The sequence below is a fragment of the Phocaeicola faecicola genome (assembly GCF_013618865.1).
Taxonomy (GTDB): Bacteria; Bacteroidota; Bacteroidia; order Bacteroidales; family Bacteroidaceae; genus Phocaeicola; species Phocaeicola faecicola.
The window spans coordinates 1-20,914 of sequence record NZ_JABSOE010000027.1 but is presented as its reverse complement, the minus strand read 5'-3'; the positions used below and the strand labels follow the sequence as shown (position 1 = coordinate 20,914).

Genomic DNA, 20,914 nt, shown 5'->3' with positions numbered 1-20,914 from the left:
AAAGGTTGTATCAATTGATACAACCTTTTTTCGTTGTATAAATCGCAATCATCGATTAAGGACATGATAATCTGAGATCAACGTAAAAAACTGTGTCCTGATTTTTTCAGAGGAACTGTCTTTCCGACCACCGGCTTATCGGCTACCGGACTTTCTGCAGGCAGCCGACTGTCCGCCTCTCCGGCGAAACGGAAAAGCCGAAAAATCATTTTGCAGGGAAACAGCTCTAAACAGAAACAAAAATCTTCCATATCACGCTTTTCCATAACCCTCTCTTCCGCCAGTACCTTTCATACAGCAGCCGGAAAAGGGCGTACAATACATTTTATAAGCAAAAAATAGACCCCGGAAGGTGATCCGTCACCCGTTCCATATTGAAACATCCGCCGAAACCTCACGGTCTGTGAGAAAAAGCTGGCGAGGTTTTTACCCGAACCTCCTTTTCTTTTGGCCAATCTTCCGATGAAAGCACAAAAAACACCATTAAAAGAAGATTTTTCCACGGTAAAAGCAGCAGAAATCAATTTTCAGAAAAAGAAAAATCCATCGATAACAAGCTAGCAGACAAACAGATAGAGCAAAATTAGTCCGCTGAGAATAGCAAAAATCAAACCACCCGTCCCCAAGGACGCAAATAAAAGAATCTCAGGCAGCCGCTCTGACATTTTGATATATTGTCCTTTCCGGAAATCCGAACAAACAGTCCCCTCAGTTGCCCGCCCAACAGATACACCAGCAGCAGTTTCAGGTAGTTTCCCAGACGCTTCTGCAAAAAGGCCAGTGCCTGCTTGATGTGGTACTTCACCGTATTGACCGATATCCCCAGTTCCGAAGCAATCTCCTCGTATTTTTTCTGTTCAAAACGACTCTTCTTGAACACCATGCGGCACTCTGCCGGAAGCTCCTCGATGCTCCGGTTCAGCTCATCCTCCAGCTCCCTTTCGAGCAACACCCCCAGCGGATGCTCGGTCTCGGCAAACAAGGTATCCAGCAGTTCCATGTTCTCGGGAAGCAGAAAAGAAGAAAAATGCAGTTCCTCGCGGCGGGTCTGCGAATTCAGTTCATTCAGGCAGCGGTTGCGTACGGCCCGCATCAGGTACGCCCGTATCGAATAAGTGGTTTCCACCTCTTCCCGATGCTCCCACAGGTAAAAAATCACATCATCCACAATCTCTTCCGAAAGTGCCGCATCATTCAGCATCTGATTGGCAAAACGGCAGAGCAGCACATAGTGTCGGTCGTAAATATCACGAAAGACCTTCTCATCTCCCGCTCTCAGTTTCTCCAAAATCTGTGGCTCCATCATATTTCCCCGGAAAATCTTGTTCTGTAAAAAACATTCGCCAAAATTACAAAATTCGGACAAACCACCAAAAGAAGTGCCGGTTCTTTCCAAAAGACTTTTCAAGAAAGAGATACAAAGTGTTGACCGACTGAGCGAAAATTCGTAATTTTGCACAATCAATTGAAATTACGTAATTTAATTTATAATGAACCAAGAATTCGAGCTGATAGCCAAAACCTTCCAAGGACTGGAAGAGGTTCTGGCACAAGAACTCACCGAGCTGGGAGCCGGAAATATCGAGATTGGACGCCGCATGGTCTCTTTTACGGGAGACAAGGCAATGATGTATCGTGCTAACTTCTGCCTGCGTACCGCCATCCGTATTCTGAAACCGATCAAACATTTTTCTGCCCAAACTGCCGATGACGTGTATGAGGCAGTGAAGAGTATCGAATGGGAAAACTATCTGGACAATATGAGCAGTTTTGCCGTAGATGCCGTAGTGTTCTCTAATGAATTCCGCCACTCTAAGTTCGTGGCTTACAAGGTAAAAGATGCGATTGTAGACTATTTCCGTGAAAAAACAGGAAACCGCCCGTCGGTGCGGATCAATAATCCGGACCTGGCCATCAACATCCATGTGGCGGAAGACCGCTGTACCCTGTCGCTCGACAGTTCGGGCGAATCGCTGCACCGCCGCGGATACCGTCAGGAGCAGGTGGAAGCCCCTTTGAACGAGGTACTGGCCGCCGGTATGATTCTGATGACCGGATGGAGAGGCAAATGCGACCTGATCGACCCGATGTGCGGTTCGGGAACCATTCCTATCGAAGCGGCACTGATTGCACGCAACATCGCTCCGGGAGTCTTCCGCAAGGAGTTCGGATTCGAAAAATGGAAAGACTTTGACCAGGAACTGTTCGACTCTATCTATAACGATGACTCACAGGAACGCGAGTTCGAACATAAGATTTACGGATACGACAACAATCCGAAAGCCAACGAGATTGCCATACACAATGTGAAGGCTGCCGGTGTAAGCCGCGACGTCGTGTTGCGCATCCAGCCGTTCCAGCAGTTTGAACAGCCGAAGGAAAAGAGCCTGATCGTCACCAACCCTCCGTACGGAGAACGTATTTCGTCAGAAGACCTGCTCGGACTGTATCAGATGATCGGAGAACGCCTGAAGCATGCCTTTACCGGCAACGATGCCTGGATTCTGAGCTACCGCGACGAATGCTTTGACCAGATCGGTCTGAAGCCTTCGGTAAAGGTACCGTTGTTCAACGGAGCCCTGGAATGTCAGTTCCGCAAGTACCAGATTTTCGACGGAAAATACAAGGAATACCGCAGCGAGAACAGCGACAAGGAATTCAAGCCGAAAAGAGAGGAACGTCCTGCCAGAAACCGGAAGACTGCCGAAAAGGTAGACTACAAGGGAAAGCGGGGCAGCGGATTCCGCGGAGACCGGAAGGGAGATGCGGGCGAAGAACGCAGAACGAACTTCCGCGGGGAACGTAAGGACTACGACAGAAAGGAATACGGAAAAGAGCGCAACAGCAACTTCAAGTACAAGGAAGACAGCAAACCACGCACTCCGCGCCCTTCTACCGACGACGGACGTCCGAAGGCGGCTCCTGCTCCACGCTATATGCACAAACGCAGAAGAGCAGAGGAAAATGAAACGGAAGATTAAATCCGAAGCATAAACTCATTACCGCAAAAGACACGAAAAGGCATAGCATTCAATTTATGAACTTGTGTCTGTTCGTGTGTTCTGCGGTTTTTTCATAATAGCTAGTGACCCAAACAGATTTTAAATCAATGAAAAGATTATTTCAATTTATTCTTTTATTCTTTACCATGACAACGGTAGTGCCGGCACAGGAAAAAAAATCATTTACCCTGGAGGATGTGATTCCCGGAGGTAGCAATTATTACAACCTGGTTCCCAAGAGTCTGCCGGGAATACAGTGGTGGGGAGACAACTGTGTACGCACCGATGCGGAACAGATCATCGGAATCGATACCAAGACCGGAAAAGAGAGTACGCTGGTTACCCTCGACGAAGTGAACCAGGCCCTGAAGCACCTGAAGGCTGAGATACAACCGCTGCACTCACTGACGGCAGCCTCACTGCCATGGGCTGACAAGAAGATGGTCCGGATCTTCCACAACGGTTATTTCCTGACATACGATTTCGGTACCGGAAAGATTGCCGCAGTGGCACACATCACTGAAAAGGGAGCAACCAACTTTGATTTCTGCAAGGAAAACGGCTGGGTGGCTTACACGGCCGGAAAGAACCTGTTCCTGACACAGCAGGGAGATTACAGCAAAATGGTGAATCCGGTGTGCATGGGCAATAAAGAGGAGAACGACAAGAACATTGTATACGGACAGGCCGTACACCGCAATGAATTCGGCATCATGAAGGGAACGTTCTGGAGTCCGAAGGGAAGCTACCTGGCTTTCTACCGCATGGACCAGAGCATGGTGACCGACTATCCGCAGGTGAATACCACCAAGCGCATCGCAGAGGTAGAGCCGGATACTTATCCGATGGCCGGAATGACCAGCCATCAGGTGACTGTGGGCGTGTACCACGTGAAAGACGGCAAAACAGTCTACCTGCAGGCAGGCGACCCTACCGACCGTTATTTCACCAACATCAGCTGGAGTCCGGACGAGAAGCATATTTATGTCATCGAACTGAACCGCGACCAGAATCATGCGCAGCTGGTGAGCTATGATGCGGCAACCGGTGCCAAGGAAGAGGTATTGTACGAAGAAAAGCATCTCCGCTACGTAGAGCCTCAGCATCCGCTGACCTTCCTGCCATGGGATAATACCAAATTCATCTACTGGAGCCAGCGCGACGGTATCCATCATCTGTATCTGATGGATACGGAAAAGCGTCTCAAAGGCGAATGGAAGCAGGGCAAGGATGCAGAGAGTCAGTATTGCGAATACCTGCAGACCGAAGCCCTGACCGAAGGAGACTGGCTGGTGCAGGAGATTCTGGGATTTAATGCCGCACGCAAAGAAGTGATTATCGGCAGCACGGAGGTTTCTCCGCTGCAGACCAACCTGTTCAGCCTGAATGTGAGAAACGGCAAGCGTACGCTGATAGGCAATGCCGACGGCATGCATCAGGGACAACTCTCGGCAAGTGGTACTTACGTGATTGACAATTTCACTTCGAACAGTGTTCCACGTGAAATCTCCCTCCTTCCGACCAACGGCAAAAAGGGAGTGACCCTGTTCACGGCTACCGACCCGATGCTGGAAGCTTACAATATGCCGGAAATCACACTGGGCACCCTGAAGGCTGCCGACGGTAAGACGGACCTGTATTACCGCCTCATCAAGCCTGTGAACTTTGACCCGGCAAAAAAATATCCGGCCATCATTTATGTGTACGGCGGACCTCACGCACAGATGATTCACAACACGCGTTTCTACGACGCACGCGGATGGGACCTGTACATGGCACAACAGGGCTTTGTCATGCTGACAGTGGACAGCCGGGGAAGCGACAACCGGGGCATTCAGTTTGAAAACTGCACGTTCCGTCACCTGGGTGTGGAAGAAATGAAGGACCAGGTGGAAGGTGCCAAGTTCCTGCAGTCGCTGCCGTATGTCGACGGAAACAAGATCGGTGTACACGGCTGGAGCTTCGGAGGATTCATGACCACCAACCTGATGCTGAGCTATCCGGAAATTTTCAAAGTGGGTGTTGCCGGCGGACCGGTCATCGACTGGCAGTTCTATGAAGTAATGTACGGCGAGCGCTACATGGACACTCCGCAAAGCAATCCGGAAGGCTACAAGGGTTCGAACCTGCGTGAAAAGGCAGGCAACCTGAAAGGCCGGCTGATGATCATTCACGGAGGTACCGACCCTACGTGCGTGCCGCAGCACAGCTACACCTTCCTGCGGGCATGTATTGACGCGGGCACACATCCCGACTTCTTCATTTATCCGGAAGACGGTCACAACATGATGGGACGTGACAGGGTACATCTGCACCAGCACATTACCCGTTACTTTATGGATTTCCTGAAATAACAATTAGTCATTAATCACAATACTAGAAACATTAAGATATATGAAACTTTTACTATTAGGTTCAGGCGGACGCGAACATGCACTGGCATGGAAAATTGCTCAGAGTCCCAAAATCGAGAAACTCTTCATTGCTCCGGGAAATGCGGGCACACAGGAGGTAGGTGAAAATGTAGCCATCAAGGCAGATGACTTTGAGGGCATCAAGCAGTTTGTCATCGAAAAACAGATTGACATGGTAGTGGTTGGCCCGGAGGATCCTCTGGTAAAGGGTGTATATGATTTCTTTAAGAACGACGAAGCACTGAAAGCCGTACCGGTAATCGGTCCGTCAAAGGCCGGAGCGGTACTTGAGGGAAGCAAGGAGTTTGCCAAGGAATTTATGAAACGGCACCAGATTCCGACAGCCGGATACAAGAGCGTGACTGCCGAGAACCTGGAAGAGGGACTGGCGTTCCTGGAAACACTGGAAGCACCTTACGTACTGAAGGCAGACGGTCTGTGCGCCGGAAAAGGGGTACTGATTCTGCCGACACTGGAAGAGGCCAAGAAGGAACTGAAGGAAATGCTGGGCGGTATGTTCGGAAACGCTTCGGCTACGGTGGTTATCGAGGAATTCCTGAGCGGTATCGAATGCTCGGTATTTGTCCTGACAGACGGAAAGAACTACAAGATTCTGCCGGAGGCAAAAGACTACAAGCGTATCGGTGAAGGAGACAAGGGACTGAACACAGGTGGTATGGGTTCGGTTTCTCCGGTTCCGTTTGCCGACAAGGAATGGATGCAGAAGGTGGAAGACCGCATCATCCGTCCTACGGTAGAGGGTCTGGCTGCCGAAGGCATCGACTATAAGGGATTCATTTTCTTCGGACTGATCAATGTGAAGGGTGAGCCGATGGTCATCGAGTACAACGTACGCATGGGCGACCCGGAAACGGAAAGTGTGATGCTGCGCATCAAGAGCGACCTGGTGGAACTCTTCGAAGGAGTGGCTACCGGCAACCTGGACGAGAAGGTACTGGAAATCGACCCGCGCTCGGCAGTATGTGTCATGCTGGTATCGGGAGGTTATCCGGAAGCCTACGAAAAGGGATTCCCGATGAGCGGTATCGAAGAGGCAAAGGCTGGAGGAAGCATTGTGTTCCATGCAGGAACCGCCATGAAAGACGGACAGGTAGTGACTGCCGGAGGACGTGTGATTGCGGTAAGCTCTTACGGAGCCAACAAGGAAGAAGCCTTGAGACTTTCGTTCACCAATGCCGGAAAGATTTCGTTCGAGAAGAAATATTTCCGTTCAGATATCGGATTTGATTTATAAATAACCTTTGCGGGACAGGTTGTATCGGAACATCGGCCGGATTTTGCTTTCCGGGAACGGGTGGGTTGATACAGCCTGTTTTGCAATTTATTCTTTTTCCCATTATGTATAGCAGAAACAGATTTCAGTATGAAACGGCTACCGGACGGGGAACGCTCCCGGCCGTCTTTTTTATTTCTCTGATATTGTGGCTGATACCTTCTATCGGAGACTGGGAACAACTGGGATCTTTTCTCTGTGCCAGTGCCTGTGCATATTTACTGCAGGAAACGGATACCCGGTTTGCGCTGATACGGACACGGACTACCCTGCCTTCGGCCTTGTTCCTGTTGGGATATGCCTCCTTTACGTTCTTGCACGGATGGTCGGCCTCGTGCCTGCTGCCTGTGTGCTTTATAGGCATCCTGTACTCGCTGTTCCACAGCTACGAGTTGCCCTATGCTTCTACCACTATTTTCCATGCCTTTCTCTGGCTGGGCATCGCGGGACTGATTGTGCCGACTTTTTGCTGGCTGGCGCCTTTCATGTACATCTACATGATCAACCTGCGCTCGTTCAGTGCCCGGAGTTTCTTTGCCGGCATCATCGGTCTTTTCCTCCCTTTGTGGTTCCTGTTCTGCTACCAGTTGTACATCGGAGAAGGCAGCAGGATTCTACCGAAACTGGCAGAGATGGTGACCTTCGCTCCTATCCGGTACGATCAGGGAGTGGAAGTATGGGTATCCTGGGGAATCACCCTGATATTGTCGGTTATCTACGGAGTGGTCTATCTGCAGGATTCGTATAAAGACAAGGTTCAGACACGCATCATGATGCGGTGTGTCCTGCTGATGGGACTGTATATCCACCTGATCATGCTGGTACAGCCTCATCTGGTACCCGATCTGCTGCCGGTCGCCCTGATTCCGGCCGCCCTGGCGGGAGGGCACTTGTTTGCACTTTCTTTCAAACGTTTCACTTACTGGTTGTTTGTCGCTACGCTGGCGATAATCGGCCTCTTGTTTGTTTTTAACTTATGGATGCATTTATTCAACTGCTGACCGACTGGGGGTATGTAGGTATGTTTCTGTCTGCGTTTCTGGCAGGCACCATCCTGCCGTTCAGTTCGGAGGCGGTACTGCTGGCCTGTATCGGCCTGGGGCTCGATCCAGTGGCTTCCACACTGGCCACTACGGCGGGCAATGCACTGGGGGGATTGACATGTTACTGGATCGGACACCTGGGAAAGATGGAATGGATTGAGAAGTATTTCAAGGTCGACCAGAAGCAGATGGACAAGGCAACCCGGTTTATTCACGGAAGGGGGTCGTGGATGGCGCTTTTCTCTTTCCTTCCGGTCATCGGGGATGCCATCCTGATTGTACTGGGACTGATGAGGGCTAATATATGGATTGTAGCCGTCTCCATGACAGCCGGAAAACTGTTGCGCTATGCCTTGCTGGTGGCTGCAGCACTGGGAATTATTCATGCTTTGTAATATTTTGCTATGATACAACTCGAAAAAACGGACGACGGAAGCTATACGCTTTTCGTGCCCGAACTGAATGAGCATTATCATTCGGTAAAAGGGGCATTGACGGAATCGGAGCATATTTTTATCAACATGGGACTGAAGCACAGTCTTGCTGAAGCTCCGCGGGTGCTTGAAATCGGATTCGGAACGGGACTGAATGCTTTTCTGTCTCTGCTGTATGCCGGACAAGCACAGCGTGACATCTATTATGCGACGATTGAACGCTATCCGGTAAATGACGAACTGGTCGGACAACTGGATTATCCGGAGAAAATCTGTCCGGAAGCGGCTGACGATTTTTATGCGCTGCACAAGGCTGCATGGGATACTGACGTAAGACTGACGCCTTTTTTCACGCTGCACAAAATCCTGGGAGATTTCACCCGATATCGTTTTCAGGGGAACTTCGATGTGATTTATTTTGATGCATTTGCCCCGGAAAAACAGCCTGAAATGTGGAGCCAGAGCCTGTTTGACACACTTTACGCTTGCCTGAACGAGGGAGGAGTACTGACGACTTATTGTGCCAAAGGGGTAGTAAGACGCATGCTCCAGGCAGCGGGATTTACGGTGGAACGGTTGCCGGGACCTCCGGGAGGAAAGCGGGAAATCCTGAGAGCCTGCAAATAACTAAAGGGGATGAAAGCCTGCTTCAATAGGTGAAGGCATCCTTTTTTTCATTATCTTTGTTTGGATAAAATCAGGTAAATCGTATGAAAAGGAATTATATTATTTTACTGTTGACCGTGCTGGGACTGGTGGCCTGCCAGAACGGCAACCGGCAGCAGGACGAGAAAATACTGACGGTGAGTATCGAACCGATAAGGTATTTTGCAGAGGCTATTGCCGGAGAGCATTTTAAGGTAGTGAGCATGGTTCCCGAAGGAGGAAATCCGGAGACTTATGACCCGACTCCGCAACAGATGGTCAAACTGAATAAAAGTCAGGCCTTCCTGCGTATCGGATACATCGGGTTTGAACAGGTCTGGATGGACAAACTGACCAAGAATGTGCCGCAGATGGAGGTATTTGACCTTTCCAAAGGGGTTCAGTTGCTGCAGGGAGAATGCCACGGACATGCACACCAGGGGCACGAGGTCGGAGTGGAGCCGCATATATGGAACTCAATTCCCAATGCGCGGGTCATCGCCGACAATGTATACCAGGCACTCTGCAAGTTGGATGAACCGAACCGGGAATATTACCGCGCACGTACGGACAGTCTGCTGGGGGTCATCGGGCAACTGGAAATGGAGGTCAAGGCGCATCTGACCGGCTCACAGGGAGCGTTTCTGATTTATCATCCGGCACTTTCTTATCTGGCACGTGACTACGGATGGGAACAGATCAGCATCGAAGAGGGAGGCAAGGAGCCCTCACCGGCGCACTTGCAGCAAATCATCCGCCAGTGCAAGGAGAAAAAAGTGAAAACGGTGTTTATCCAGAAGGAATTCGACAGCCGGAACGCAGAGATCATTGCCAGAGAAATCGGAGCCGAGGTAGTGGAAATCAATCCGCTCAACTATCACTGGGATGCCGAAATGAGACACATCGCAAAGGTTTTAGGTAACTAAGGAATCTATGAATCAACATCCTATTATACAGCTGGAAAAGGTATACGCAGCCTACGACGGTAAAACGGTATTGGAAAATATCGACCTGACCGTCTATGAACATGATTTTCTGGGGGTCATCGGCCCGAACGGAGGAGGAAAGACTACGCTGATGAAGGTGATGCTGGGACTGTTGCCGGCTGTATCCGGTAAAATCCGGTTTTTCCAGGAAGGAAAGGAGGTGCCGGAAATCAGTATGGGGTATCTCCCGCAATACAGTTCGATTGACAAGAAGTTTCCGATTTCGGTCTATGAGGTCGTACTTTCGGGACTGAACCGTCAGAAGTCTCTCTTTCATGCCTTTACAAAAGAACAGCACCGGAAGGTGGAGGAAATCATTGTCCGCATGGGACTGGAAGGACTGGAAAAAAGAGCCATCGGGCAGTTGAGCGGAGGACAGTTGCAACGGGCCTTGCTCGGAAGGGCACTGGTTTCCGACCCGCAGGTAGTGATTCTCGATGAACCGAATACGTACATCGACAAACGGTTCGAAGCGAAACTCTATTCTCTGCTGGAAGAAATCAACCGCGAATGTGCCATCATCCTGGTGAGCCACGACATCAGTACCGTACTGCAGAATGTGAAGTCGATAGCCTGCATCAACGGCACACTGGACTATCACCCGGATACGGAAGTACCGGCCGAGTGGCTGGAAGAGCATTTCGGCTGTCCGATTGAACTGCTGGGACACGGAAATTTGCCGCATCGGGTATTGAAATGTCATCATCACGAAGCGCACGGCACTCAGGAAGTATAAAAAAACGAAAAACTAGGTATCACTCCGCCTCCCTGAGGTGAAAATCACTATCTTTGCGCGTATTTCAACTGAAAATTAACGAGAAACAAAATAATTACATGAAACAACAGTACAACAAGATCAACAATCTGGTAGGATGGCTTGCCTTCGTCATTGCAGCGTTCACTTACTGCATGACCATCGAACCGACTGCCAGTTTTTGGGATTGTCCCGAATTTATTACGACTGGGTATAAACTGGAAGTAGGTCACCCGCCCGGTGCCCCCTTCTTTATGCTTACCGCCAATTTGTTCAGTCAGTTTACAAGCGACCCCTCGAAAGTGGCCATGATGGTGAATATCATGAGTGCCCTGATGAGTGCGGCCTGTATTCTTTTCCTGTTCTGGAGCATCACGCATCTGGCAAAGAAACTGATTTGTCCGGACGAAGAGAATATGACTGTCGGAAAGTTAATCACCATCATGGGTTCCGGACTGGTTGGAGCCCTGGCTTATACGTGGAGTGACACTTTCTGGTTCAGTGCTGTAGAAGGAGAAGTATATGCATATTCCAGCCTTTTCACAGCCGTCGTTTTCTGGCTGATATTGAAATGGGAAAACCGTGCGCATGAACCGCACAGCGACCGGTGGCTGATATTAATTGCTTATCTTACAGGACTTTCTATCGGTGTACACCTGTTGAATCTGTTGTGTATTCCGGCCATTGTACTGGTTTATTATTACAAGAAGAACCCGAATGCCAATCTCAAGGGCAGTCTGATTGCCCTGGTAGGCTCCATGATTCTGGTGGCCGCCGTACTTTACGGTATCGTTCCGGGTATCGTAAAGGTAGGAGGATGGTTTGAACTGCTCTTTGTCAACAGCCTGGGATTCTCTTTCAACACAGGACTGATTGTGTATATCATCGTACTGGCAGCCAGCCTTATCTGGGGTGTATACGAGAGCTTTACCGTACGCAGCCAGAAGCGGATGAACCTTTCCTTCCTGCTGACTGTCGCACTGCTGGGTATTCCTTTTTACGGACACGGATGGAGCAGCGTACTCATCGGTCTGCTGGTACTGGCAGTACTGGGAGCTTATCTCTTCATGAACCTGCCGGAAAAATACCGTGTAAGTGCCCGTACCCTGAACACTTCCTTGCTGGCAATGATGATGATTGTAGTAGGATATTCTTCGTATGCGGTAATCGTCATCCGTTCCTCGGCCAATACGCCGATGGATCAGAACTCTCCGGAAGACATCTTCACCCTGGGAGAATATCTGGGACGTGAACAGTACGGTACCCGTCCGCTGTTCTACGGACAGACATACGTATCCAAGCCTGCCCTGAAACAGGTAGACGGAGGCTGTGTATACGACGTGACGGAAGGTGCCCCGGTATACCAGCGCAAGGAAAAGGAAAATCCGGATGAAAAAGACAGCTACGAAGTAGTACGTAACAAGACGGAATACAAGTATGCACAGAATATGCTCTTCCCGCGTATGTACAGCGCCGACCATGCAAAGGCTTATGAAAACTGGGTAGGAGGTATCGAAGGCAGACAGGTGCCGTACGACCAGTGTGGAGAAATGATCATGGTGAAAGTTCCGACACAGTGGGACAACATCAAGTTCTTCTTCATCTACCAGTTGAACTACATGTACTGGAGATACTTCATGTGGAACTTTGCCGGACGTCAGAACGACATACAGGGACAGGGAGAGATCGAACACGGAAACTGGATTACAGGTATTCCGTTTATAGACAACTACCTTGTGGGCGACCAGACGCTACTTCCTGCAGAACTGAAGAACAACAAGGGTCACAATGTATTCTACTGCCTGCCGCTGATTCTGGGATTGCTGGGACTGTTCTGGCAAGCCTATAAAGGAGACCGGGGAATCCAGCAGTTCTGGATTGTGTTCTTCCTGTTCTTCATGACCGGACTGGCAATCGTGCTTTACCTGAACCAGACACCGCAGCAGCCTCGTGAGCGAGACTATGCGTATGCCGGATCATTCTATGCATTTGCTATCTGGATCGGTCTGGGTGTGGCTGCTATCGCCGAATGGCTGCGAAACAAGATGGGAGAAAAACCGGCTGCCGTACTGGCCAGCGTAATCGGTCTGCTGGTACCGATACAGATGGTCAGCCAGACCTGGGACGACCATGACCGCAGCGGACGTTATACCTGCCGCGACTTCGGACAGAATTACCTGAGTACGGTACAGGCAGAGGGAAATCCGATTATTTTCACCAACGGAGACAATGATACGTTCCCATTGTGGTATAACCAGGAAACAGAGGGATTCCGTACGGATGTACGTGTATGTAACCTGAGTTACCTGCAGACCGACTGGTACATCGACCAGATGCGCCGTCCGGCATACGATTCACCTTCTGTCCCCATCGACTGGGACCGTATCGACTATGTACAGGGACACAATGAGGCAGTTTACGTACGTCCGGAAGCCATGGAGACCATCAATAATTTCTATAAGCAGAATCCGGAAGAAGCCAAGAAGGAATTCGGTGACAACCCATATGAACTGAAGAATATCCTGAAGCATTGGGTACGTGCCAAAGAAAGCGGACTGCAGATGATTCCGACCGACAGTATCGTGATGAAACTGGATAAGGAAGCCATCAAGCGCTCGGGTATGCTGGTTCCTGACTCTATTCCTGAATACATGCATATCTCGCTGAAGGGTAAGCGCGTGCTTTACAAGAGCGAGCTGATGATGCTGGAAATGCTGGCCAACACCAACTGGGAAAGACCGTTGTATATGGCCATCACCGTAGGTTCGAACAACCACCTGAACCTGACCAACAACTTCCTGCAGGAGGGACTGGCTTATCGCATTACGCCGTTCGACAATGCGAAACTGGGACGTACCATCGACTCTGAGAAGATGTACGATAACCTGATGCACAAGTTCAAGTTCGGCGGTATCGACAACCCGGATATCTATCTTGACGAAACGGTACTGCGCATGTGCGATACCCACCGCCGCCTTTTCGTGCAACTGGCAAGCCAGCTGATCAGAGAGGGCAAGAAGGACAAGGCCCTGGAAGTACTGAATTACTGTGAGAAGGTAATCCCAAGTACCACCGTACGCCACGACTATATCTACAGCAGTTCAAAAGAAATGGCAGACGACTACAAGGCTTTGGGAGAAATACAGAAAGCAGAAGAAATCCTCGACCAGCTGGCCAATAACTCAGTAGAATATGCGTCATGGTACCTGAGTCTGGATGACGACCGCTTTACCGGTTCATACGAAGAGTGCATGCGTCACTTCTATATCCTGGATGATGTATGCAAGGCACTCGCCGCCCTCGACGGAAAGCAGACCGACGAGTTGTCGGAAACCGCTGCACATTATGCGAAGAAGTTTGATCAGTTGTATCAGCTTCTGGAACAGCGTATAGGAGCTCCGAAGGGAGAAGTTAACAATTAAATAGTATACTATAAGGTTGCATCAGGAAAGCCTGTCTTTCATTGATGCAACCTTATTTTTTGAAAAAAATCATAACATGCTGATAGAACAACCGCCACTTTTACTGCGATGGCTTTATCCCGGAGCTTTATGGCGAATGGATAAGAAAGAAAGAGCTGTATATCTGACTTTTGACGACGGACCGATTCCTGAGATTACTCCTTGGGTACTTGATTTATTGGACAAATATCACATCAAAGCCACTTTCTTTATGGTAGGAGATAATGTCCGCAAGCATCCGAAAGAGTTTCAGATGGTAGTGGAACGGGGACACCGGATCGGAAACCACACTTTCAACCATATCCGGGGTTTTGAATTCCTGAGCAAGAACTACCTGGCCAATACGGATAAGGCAGATGAATATTTGCAGAGTGATCTGTTCCGTCCTCCGCACGGACACATGCGATGGATGCAATATTTTACACTGAAGAAAAAATACCGCATTGTCATGTGGGACCTGGTTACCCGAGACTACAGTAAGCGCCTGAACGGAGATCAGGTCTTCCAGAATGTAAAGAAATATGCACGAAACGGATCTATCATCACTTTCCACGATTCGCTGAAATCGGAACGGAATATGAAATATGCATTGCCCCGTTCCATTGAATGGCTGCTGTCACAGGGCTATTCCTTCAAGGTATTCGATTAAATACCGGACCGGCAACGTGTGCAGTACCTTCAAGGTCTAGCACACTGGTTCATTTAATAAAAAAGGATTATTTCCGCAGGCTGACTCCTCTCCTTTCTGGAGACTATCAGGTTTCCTCCTGCAGGAAATAATCCTTTCCTTTTATCTTGTTTCCAGCCAATACCGGCATCAGTTGGCCAGTATCTCACAAATCTTATCCTGGAAATTGCGGGCCTCTTTCCCTTTCAGCACATTCTGATTAATGATGGCAAAAGCCAGCATGTGACCGTTCCTGCTGCGGACATATCCGGCCAGTGAGCTCACTCCTGTCACGGTTCCCGTCTTCGCCCTCACATTGCGGTATGCCTTTCCTCCCTTCATCCGGTGCTGCAACGTCCCGTCTATCCCTGCAATCGGCAAAGCCTCATAAAAAGGCTGGAAAACGGCTGAATGATAATATGCATATTTCAGGTACTCCACCAGCAAATCGGGAGAAATGTAATTATAGAGCGAAACTCCGCTTCCGTCGGCTATGCGGTAATTCTCAGGGATACGCCCGATTTTTTCTTTCATAAAACGGCATATCACCTCCCGAGACTCTTCCACACCGGAATATGGCATTCCTTTTTCATGAATTCCCAGATGATAGAACAGGGCTTCCGCCGACAGATTATCACTCTTCTTCAAGGCACGCTTCAGTACCGGGTCCAGCGGACGAACCACCGTATCCATCCATACCACTGCCGTATCAGGAATGATTCCCTGCGCTACCTCCTCTACGTGTATATCTTGTTTATACAATACATTCCGGAAAGAGCGAAGGAAAAAACAAGCTGGGTCACACACATTAAGGGTACGCTTTTGTGTGCGGGTCACATTCCCACTGATCTGAATCAGGTTGCTGTGATGCAGCCAGTCGCGAGTAATCCGGACCGTTCCACATTCCGGAGCATGGCTCCGTGCCGCATTCTCAACCGTATAACTGTCCGATTCCGGAAAGACAGTAACCGACGGAGGCATACCCGGCTCAGAGGGGCGCACTGTTATATCCACACAACCTCTGTTCAGCATCAAAGGAGAGAGATAAGGCTGAAATGACTCCGGAGTATCGTCCCACGACCATCCGGCCCCCCAGTACACCGAATCCATCAGAGAGACATCTCCTATCAGTTTCCCTGAGATGCGGTTGATACCCATGCTACGGACACTTCGGGCCAGACGCTCCAAGTCATCCGGCATGAATTCCGGATCAAAGCCTCCGCGCACATACAAATCCCCCTTCAGTACACTGTCGGGAGTAATCTCTCCTACATATCCCATCCGGGTTTCAAACCGGTAGTCCTCTCCCAGCACAGACAGTGCCGTCACTGCCGTCACAATTTTTTCCACAGAAGCCGGACGATAAAGCTTTTTATCCTGATACCGGTACACCGGAGTACCGTCGGTCAGGTCGAACACCACTATTCCTGCCTCCGAACGCTCCAACAAAGCCGCCGACTGGACATACCTGTCCAGTTTCTGTGCCACAGACTGTGCCCACCCCGAGAGGACCGAGCAGCACATCCACACGCTTACAATCAGATATTTCATAACCAAACATTAAAATCAATCGTCCCACACCATAAAAAGACAACGGAGCCTTTGCCCGTCAGACCAGGCAGCGCCTCCGTTGTCAGCATACAAAAATACGTTTTTTTCAGAAGATTCATTCCATTTCGCGGAAGATCTCACCCACAGTCGGATGCGGGAAGACATATCGCTTCCAGTCGGACAACTTCCGTCCGTCTTCAATCATCATACCGGCCATCACTATCAGTTCCGAAGCCGGATTGCCCAGGATATGCACTCCCAGCAAACGGTCAGCATCATCTACCAGTACCTTACACAGACCGTTTACGCCTTCATTTTCAGCCACAAACCGTCCCGAGTAAGTCATAGGCAACTTGATGGCCCGGTAGGCCGTTCCCGCTTTCACCAGTGCTTCTTCCGTAGCTCCTACCGAAGCAATCTCCGGATTGGTATACACCACTCCCGGAATGGCCTTGTAGCTCATGGCATCTTCCTTTCCCAGCAAATGATGCACCGCTACTTCCGCCTGTCTGACCGCAGTATGTGCCAATAACGACTTTCCGTTCAAATCTCCACAGGCATATACTCCAGGCAAAGAGGTCTGCATGAACTCATCCACTTCAATCCGTCCCCGTTCCGTCATTCTTACGTTCAGATTCTCCAGTCCGAATCCTGCAGTCACCGGCCTGCGTCCTACACTCATCAATACCTTATCCGACTCCAGCGCACCGCTTCCGGCCGCATTTTCATAACCTATCCGTACACCCTCTGCTGTTTTCTCGAAGGAAGTCACCCGGGTATTCAACAGGAAATTCACCCCCCGCTTGGCATAATCCGCACGAAGCAATGCTGCCAGTTCCTTATCCAGTCCTCCAAGAATCTCATCCATCATCTCAATCACCGTAACCGGCACTCCCAGACTGCTGAAGAAAGAGGCAAACTCCATTCCGATGACACCTCCCCCCACAATGGTCAGTGAAGCAGGCAGTTCCTTGTTCTCAAGCGCCTCACGATGTGTCCAATACTCAATATGCTCCAGCCCGGGAACAGGAGGAATCACCGTTTCACTTCCCGTACAAAGAATCAGATGGTCACACTCATAGCTTTCCCCTCCACAGGTTACCGTATGTGCATCGGCCACATAAGCCTCCCCCTGCACCAGATGTACCTGACAGGCAGTCAGTCTGGCTTTCACTCCCAGTACGAGCTTACGTACCACTTTCGATTTCCGTGCAATGATTTTTCCCAGGTCGAAGGCAACCTCCGATGCACTGACTGCATATTTTGAAGCATGACGCGCCGTATCATACACCTTTGCCGAATAGAGCAGCGACTTGGTCGGTATGCATCCTTCGTTCAGACACACCCCGCCTACACTTTTCTTTTCGAACAAGACCACGCTCAATCCGGCTTTTCCAGCCGCTTCAGCCGCTGTATATCCGGCCGGACCGCCACCAATGATAGCTACTTGATATTTCATATACCTTGATCAGATTAACAGGTTAAACATGTATCGTTGTAATTCATTCAATTAATATATATTTCCTCCATCTCCGGATAATGTGTACGGAACCTCTCTATCAGCCCGTCCAACTCCTGTACCGAATACCACTGCTTCGGGTTATTTCCCTCTGCCGTAAGCTGCACAGCCCCTCGCTTTCTGTCAACGACGATGCGGGAGACATTTCGCCATGTAGTCCGCAGCACACCCAAATAGCTGATTACCTCCACCTCCCCGTTGTCCTTTATCCGATATTCCTTTACCGTCACGTACAGGCTCACCAGTATCCAGAAAAGCATCAGCGCCAAAGTCGCTATCCACGACCTGCTCATCATCCACAACTCCGCCACTACCAGCAACAGGCAGAAGCCAGCCAGTTTACCGGCTAGGACGCCCGGCGTATCTTTCGATTTAAAAACCTCCATAGTATCTTACAGATAAGATTATTCGTCTGTCGACTCTGCTTTTTTCCGGTTAATCCACTGCATGAAATCCTCCTCATTCTGCGGAGAAACCCAGACCTTCTCCTTTTTCCCTTTCACCTCATAGCTCAGTTCAATACGCCGGAAAGACAATGCCGGTGCCAGTGCATACGACTTCACCTGCCGCATTTCCGAGATGGCTGCCAGAGGAATCTCCCGATTGGGCACAAAACGCCCGCTTTCGATATAAAGCACCTTATCGGCCGATACCACATAACGCGTATGAATCAGCATCTCAATTTCAAAAATCATGACTACGGCCATCAGCAAAGTAGGCACAGTATAATGAAACCAGAAAAAGTCGAACAATAAAAAAGCAGTCACTGCCATCAGCAGCCAGTACCAGCCGCCAACCTGAGAATGAAAAGTTCGGTTCATTGATTTTATATTACGTTTTATCATTAATCCTCCGTGAAGATAACAAATTATCAATAAAAACCATACAGCCTTCAGGTTGTTTTGAAAAAAAACCGAGATACCGTACACCCGTAATTGTTTTTTTGTAGCTTTGTACCCATATATATAGTCATTACTATGGTACGAAAATTCGATTTTCTCGTTATCGGTTCAGGAATTGCCGGAATGAGCTTTGCGCTGAAAGTTGCGCATAAAGGTTCGGTTGCACTCATCTGTAAAGCCGGACTGGAAGAAGCCAATACCTACTATGCCCAAGGCGGTATTGCTTCGGTTACGAATCTAAAAGTGGATAATTTCGAAAAACATATCCACGACACCATGGTGGCAGGAGACTGGATCAGCGATCCTGCAGCCGTAGAAAAAGTAGTCAGAAATGCCCCTTCCCAAATCGAGGAACTGATAAAATGGGGAGTTAATTTTGACAAGAAAGAAGACGGAGAATTCGACCTGCACAAAGAAGGAGGCCATTCAGAGTTCCGTATTCTGCATCACAAGGACAATACAGGGGCTGAAATCCAGACCAGCCTGATCGAGGCAGTCAAGAATCATCCGAACATCACCGTTTTCAGCCATTTCTACGCAGTTGAAATCATTACCCAGCATCATCTGGGAATCATCGTTACGCGCCATACCCCAGGCATCAAATGCTTCGGAGCCTACGTACTGAATGAAAAGACCAGTGAAGTCAATACCTTCCTTTCAAAGGTTACCGTCATGGCTACCGGAGGTTGTGAGGCCGTATACACCCATACCACCAATCCGCTGGTGGCAACCGGCGATGGAATTGCCATGGTATACCGTGCCAAGGGAGTTGTCAAGGATATGGAATTTATCCAGTTCCATCCTACAGCCCTGTATCATCCGGGCGACCGCCCCAGTTTCCTGATTACGGAAGCCATGCGCGGATACGGAGCTGTACTCAAAAACCTGGATGGAGAAGAATTCATGCAGAAATATGACCCGCGCCTGTCGCTTGCCCCCAGAGACATTGTAGCCCGTGCCATCGACAGTGAGATGAAACAGCGAGGAGAAGATCATGTATATCTGGATGTAACCCATAAAGATCCGGAAGAGACCAAGAAACACTTCCCGAATATCTACAAGAAATGTCTCAGCCTGGGTATTGACATTACCAAAGACTACATCCCGGTTGCACCGGCTGCCCACTATCTTTGCGGCGGTATCAAAGTCGACCTGGACGGACAGTCCAGCATCAAACGCCTGTATGCAGTAGGCGAATGTTCCTGCACCGGTCTGCACGGTGGAAACCGCCTGGCTTCCAACTCACTCATAGAAGCCATTGTATATGCGGATGCTGCTGCCAAACATGCACTGAGCGTCTTCGACCGCTACGATTTCAACGAAGATATTCCGGAATGGAACGATGAAGGCACCATCAGCACAGAAGAACGTATCCTGATTACCCAGAGCATGAAGGAAGTCAACCAGATTATGGAATCCTATGTAGGTATCGTAAGAAGCAACCTCCGTCTGGTACGCGCCTGGAACCGCCTGGATATTCTGTACGAAGAGACAGAACGTTTATTCAAACGGGTAAAAGCTTCACGTGAAATCTGCGAATTGCGAAACATGATTAACGTAGGTTATCTGATTACCCGTCAGGCTATGGAAAGAAAGGAAAGCCGCGGATTGCATTATACCATCGATTATCCACATGCAGCCAATCAGGAATCAAAAGAATAAATCGTCCCTGAGGACTTTTTGAAAGACTTTCCATACAAATATACATTGCGCCATTTTAAAGCTCTACAGAAGCCTTAAAATGGCGTTTTTTAGTATCTACCGGCAGAGATATCCCCCGGATAAACTCATAATTACCTTTCAGACCCACAAGCAAGCCTTTTTTCAGTCTTGAATCTTAACTACAGAAGAAAAGAATGAGCACACAAAAAAGTAAGAGAATAGCTGCCTTGCCCTGATTCATGATTCAGTTTCCGAAAACAGAAAGAGAAGAAGAAAAAACATAAGAGCCCAATATGCCAGTGAAACGGAATATACCCGATTGCAAAAGACAAACATTCCCGCAAGGAACAGATGCCTTACAGGCAGCACAGGCTACACAGGATAGTGATAAAAAAAGGAAGACGAAAGGGAAGCCTATCCAGAGAGATGCAGAAGCATACCAACCAATCAGAAGTATACAAACAAAAAAATCCCCGGGGTGTTGACCACTCCGGGGATTCTGAATAAAACGGCGACTACCTACTCTCCCACAGTCTGCAGTACCATCGGCGTGACGAAGCTTAACTTCTCTGTTCGGAAT

15 protein-coding genes, 1 rRNA gene and 1 pseudogene are annotated in these 20,914 nt (G+C 49.2%); 11 read left to right on the top strand and 6 right to left on the bottom strand.

Going from position 1 to position 20,914, the window contains the following annotated elements:
• Positions 1 to 724 precede the first annotated feature (724 nt).
• Positions 725 to 1,303: pseudogene (locus tag H3001_RS09025) on the bottom strand (RNA polymerase sigma-70 factor); the annotation flags it as partial.
• Between the two features lie 187 nt (positions 1,304 to 1,490).
• On the opposite strand from H3001_RS09025, the gene H3001_RS09020 reads away from it, so the two are divergent.
• The 10 genes from H3001_RS09020 (at position 1,491) to H3001_RS08975 (ending at position 14,682) form a co-directional block, all read left to right on the top strand.
• Positions 1,491 to 2,981 (top strand): THUMP domain-containing class I SAM-dependent RNA methyltransferase, encoded by a 1,491-nt coding sequence (locus H3001_RS09020; protein ID WP_181214737.1) that lies wholly within the window; start codon positions 1,491 to 1,493, stop codon positions 2,979 to 2,981.
• A gap of 128 nt (positions 2,982 to 3,109) precedes the next feature.
• Entirely contained in the window at positions 3,110 to 5,356 is a 2,247-nt protein-coding gene (locus H3001_RS09015) for a S9 family peptidase (protein WP_181214736.1), read from the top strand.
• A 40-nt stretch (positions 5,357 to 5,396) separates the two neighbouring features.
• On the top strand, positions 5,397 to 6,671 hold the full coding sequence (gene purD, locus H3001_RS09010; RefSeq protein ID WP_181214735.1) for a phosphoribosylamine--glycine ligase: 1,275 nt from the start codon (positions 5,397 to 5,399) through the stop codon (positions 6,669 to 6,671).
• A gap of 104 nt (positions 6,672 to 6,775) precedes the next feature.
• Positions 6,776 to 7,711 carry a hypothetical protein gene (locus H3001_RS09005; protein WP_178243326.1) on the top strand — a complete coding sequence of 312 codons (936 nt, stop codon included), beginning with the start codon at positions 6,776 to 6,778 and terminating at the stop codon, positions 7,709 to 7,711.
• Positions 7,687 to 8,148 (top strand): YqaA family protein, encoded by a 462-nt coding sequence (locus H3001_RS09000; protein ID WP_181214734.1) that lies wholly within the window; start codon positions 7,687 to 7,689, stop codon positions 8,146 to 8,148. Before H3001_RS09005 ends, H3001_RS09000 begins: the two co-directional genes overlap by 25 nt.
• A 12-nt stretch (positions 8,149 to 8,160) precedes the next feature.
• Entirely contained in the window at positions 8,161 to 8,814 is a 654-nt protein-coding gene (mnmD, locus tag H3001_RS08995) for a tRNA (5-methylaminomethyl-2-thiouridine)(34)-methyltransferase MnmD (RefSeq protein ID WP_181214748.1), read from the top strand.
• An 83-nt stretch (positions 8,815 to 8,897) separates the two neighbouring features.
• Positions 8,898 to 9,758, top strand: coding sequence for a metal ABC transporter solute-binding protein, Zn/Mn family (locus H3001_RS08990; RefSeq protein ID WP_181214733.1), 861 nt, complete (start codon positions 8,898 to 8,900; stop codon positions 9,756 to 9,758).
• Positions 9,759 to 9,765: 7 nt separating this feature from the next.
• Positions 9,766 to 10,554 carry a metal ABC transporter ATP-binding protein gene (locus H3001_RS08985; protein ID WP_181214732.1) on the top strand — a complete coding sequence of 263 codons (789 nt, stop codon included), beginning with the start codon at positions 9,766 to 9,768 and terminating at the stop codon, positions 10,552 to 10,554.
• Positions 10,555 to 10,652: 98 nt separating this feature from the next.
• On the top strand, positions 10,653 to 13,994 hold the full coding sequence (locus H3001_RS08980; protein WP_181214731.1) for a DUF2723 domain-containing protein: 3,342 nt from the start codon (positions 10,653 to 10,655) through the stop codon (positions 13,992 to 13,994).
• Between the two features lie 76 nt (positions 13,995 to 14,070).
• Complete coding sequence (locus H3001_RS08975) at positions 14,071 to 14,682, top strand: polysaccharide deacetylase family protein (RefSeq protein WP_181214730.1); 612 nt, start codon at positions 14,071 to 14,073, stop codon at positions 14,680 to 14,682.
• 168 nt (positions 14,683 to 14,850) lie between these two features.
• On the opposite strand, the gene dacB is transcribed toward H3001_RS08975, so the two are convergent.
• The 4 genes from dacB to H3001_RS08955 all read right to left on the bottom strand — a co-directional run bounded on the left by dacB (position 14,851) and on the right by H3001_RS08955 (position 18,591).
• Entirely contained in the window at positions 14,851 to 16,251 is a 1,401-nt protein-coding gene (gene dacB, locus H3001_RS08970; RefSeq protein ID WP_181214729.1) for a D-alanyl-D-alanine carboxypeptidase/D-alanyl-D-alanine endopeptidase, read from the bottom strand.
• A gap of 115 nt (positions 16,252 to 16,366) precedes the next feature.
• A complete protein-coding gene (gene lpdA / locus H3001_RS08965) occupies positions 16,367 to 17,710 on the bottom strand; it encodes a dihydrolipoyl dehydrogenase (RefSeq protein WP_181214728.1) in 1,344 nt (447 codons plus the stop codon).
• Between the two features lie 47 nt (positions 17,711 to 17,757).
• A complete protein-coding gene (locus H3001_RS08960) occupies positions 17,758 to 18,156 on the bottom strand; it encodes a hypothetical protein (protein WP_181214727.1) in 399 nt (132 codons plus the stop codon).
• Positions 18,157 to 18,174: 18 nt separating this feature from the next.
• Positions 18,175 to 18,591: a PH domain-containing protein gene (locus H3001_RS08955; protein ID WP_178243335.1), complete on the bottom strand. Its 417-nt coding sequence runs from the start codon at positions 18,589 to 18,591 to the stop codon at positions 18,175 to 18,177.
• 156 nt (positions 18,592 to 18,747) lie between these two features.
• Here H3001_RS08955 and nadB point away from each other — a divergent pair, with 156 nt between their 5' ends.
• Complete coding sequence (gene nadB / locus H3001_RS08950; protein ID WP_181214726.1) at positions 18,748 to 20,334, top strand: L-aspartate oxidase; 1,587 nt, start codon at positions 18,748 to 18,750, stop codon at positions 20,332 to 20,334.
• 506 nt (positions 20,335 to 20,840) lie between these two features.
• On the opposite strand, the gene rrf is transcribed toward nadB, so the two are convergent.
• Positions 20,841 to 20,914: ribosomal RNA gene (rrf, locus tag H3001_RS19855) — 5S ribosomal RNA — on the bottom strand; the annotation flags it as partial.

Excerpts from the sequence above, each read along its gene's own strand:
- H3001_RS09020 (WP_181214737.1), top strand. The coding sequence starts at position 1,491 with ATGAACCAAGAATTCGAGCTGATAGCCAAAACCTTCCAAGGACTGGAA.
- H3001_RS08975 (WP_181214730.1), top strand. The coding sequence starts at position 14,071 with ATGCTGATAGAACAACCGCCACTTTTACTGCGATGGCTTTATCCCGGA.
- H3001_RS09000 (WP_181214734.1), top strand. The coding sequence starts at position 7,687 with ATGGATGCATTTATTCAACTGCTGACCGACTGGGGGTATGTAGGTATG.
- H3001_RS09005 (WP_178243326.1), top strand. The coding sequence starts at position 6,776 with ATGTATAGCAGAAACAGATTTCAGTATGAAACGGCTACCGGACGGGGA.
- H3001_RS08980 (WP_181214731.1), top strand. The coding sequence starts at position 10,653 with ATGAAACAACAGTACAACAAGATCAACAATCTGGTAGGATGGCTTGCC.
- H3001_RS08960 (WP_181214727.1), bottom strand. The coding sequence starts at position 18,156 with ATGGAGGTTTTTAAATCGAAAGATACGCCGGGCGTCCTAGCCGGTAAA.
- H3001_RS08990 (WP_181214733.1), top strand. The coding sequence starts at position 8,898 with ATGAAAAGGAATTATATTATTTTACTGTTGACCGTGCTGGGACTGGTG.
- H3001_RS08955 (WP_178243335.1), bottom strand. The coding sequence starts at position 18,591 with ATGAACCGAACTTTTCATTCTCAGGTTGGCGGCTGGTACTGGCTGCTG.
- dacB (WP_181214729.1), bottom strand. The coding sequence starts at position 16,251 with ATGAAATATCTGATTGTAAGCGTGTGGATGTGCTGCTCGGTCCTCTCG.
- purD (WP_181214735.1), top strand. The coding sequence starts at position 5,397 with ATGAAACTTTTACTATTAGGTTCAGGCGGACGCGAACATGCACTGGCA.
- H3001_RS08985 (WP_181214732.1), top strand. The coding sequence starts at position 9,766 with ATGAATCAACATCCTATTATACAGCTGGAAAAGGTATACGCAGCCTAC.
- lpdA (WP_181214728.1), bottom strand. The coding sequence starts at position 17,710 with ATGAAATATCAAGTAGCTATCATTGGTGGCGGTCCGGCCGGATATACA.
- H3001_RS09015 (WP_181214736.1), top strand. The coding sequence starts at position 3,110 with ATGAAAAGATTATTTCAATTTATTCTTTTATTCTTTACCATGACAACG.
- nadB (WP_181214726.1), top strand. The coding sequence starts at position 18,748 with ATGGTACGAAAATTCGATTTTCTCGTTATCGGTTCAGGAATTGCCGGA.